The sequence below is a fragment of the Janthinobacterium sp. UMAB-60 genome (assembly GCF_900095235.1).
Taxonomy (GTDB): Bacteria; Pseudomonadota; Gammaproteobacteria; order Burkholderiales; family Burkholderiaceae_D; genus Janthinobacterium.
This window is the reverse complement of the sequence record NZ_LT607484.1, coordinates 463617-464754: the sequence shown is the minus strand read 5'-3', so window position 1 is coordinate 464754 and position 1138 is coordinate 463617. Positions and strand designations below refer to the sequence as shown.

1 protein-coding gene is annotated in these 1138 nt (G+C 63.7%); it reads left to right on the top strand.

From position 1 onward, the window contains the following. Window positions 1-1138, top strand: a 1138-nt coding sequence (locus K0F86_RS07955; RefSeq protein ID WP_257572040.1) for a YDG domain-containing protein, incomplete at both ends; no start/stop codon positions are given.

Sequence of the window (1138 nt, the reverse complement as noted above, 5' to 3'; positions counted from 1 at the left end):
GGATGCGGGCAATTACACCCTGGCCAGCAACACGGCCACCGGCACGGGCGCCATCACGCCGAAAGCACTGACGGTGACGGGTGTTGCGGCCGGCAACAAGGTCTATGACGGCACGCTTGTGGCGAGCGTGACGGGCGGCACCTTGAATGGCCTGGTCAGCGGTGAAACCTTGTCGCTGTCCGGTTTGACGGGTACATTTGCCACTCAAAATGCGGCCAGCAACATTGCCGTGACGGCCAGTGGCGCGCAATTGGCCGATGGCATTGGCCTGGCCAGCAACTACACGGTCAGCAATCCGGTCGGCTTGCAGGCCAATATCACGCCGAAGGAACTGACCATCGGTGGCATTGCCGCGGGCAACAAGGTCTACGACGGCACGCGGGTGGCCAGCCTGACGGGTGGCGCCTTGCAGGGCCTGGTAGGTGATGAAACCCTGGTATTGTCAGGCACCACGGGCGTGTTTGGCGACAAGAACGCGGGCAGCAACAAAACGGTCACCGTCAGCGGCGCCAGTCTGGCTGATGCCAGCGGCCTGGCCAGCAACTACACGGTCAGCAACCCGACCGGCTTGACGGCCAGCATCACGGCCAAGGCATTGACGGTGACCGGCCAACTGGCCGGTAATAAAGTCTACGACGGCAATGCACAAGCCAGCCTGTCCGGCGGTGTGTTGAGCGGCCTGGTGGGCAGCGAAACGCTGGGCATTGCGGGTCAAACTGCCGTGTTCAGCGACAAGAACGCGGCCACCGCCAAGGCGGTGACGGTGACGGGTACAACGCTGGTCGATACGGCCAGCGGCCTGGCTAGCAACTATACGGTCGGCAATCCGACGGGCTTAACGGCCAGCATCACGGCCAAGGCCTTGACGTTAACGGGCCAGTTGGCGGACAACAAGGTCTATGACGGCAATGCACAAGCCAGCCTGTCCGGCGGTGCCTTGAGCGGCCTGGTGGGCAGCGAAACCCTGGGCTTTGGTGGCCAGAGCGCCGTGTTCAGCGACAAGAACGCGGCCACTGCCAAGGCGGTGACGGTGACGGGTACAACGCTGGTCGATACGGCCAGCGGCCTGGCCAGCAACTACACGGTCAGCAACCCGACCGGCCTCACGGCCAGCATCACAGCCAAGGCCTTGACGGTG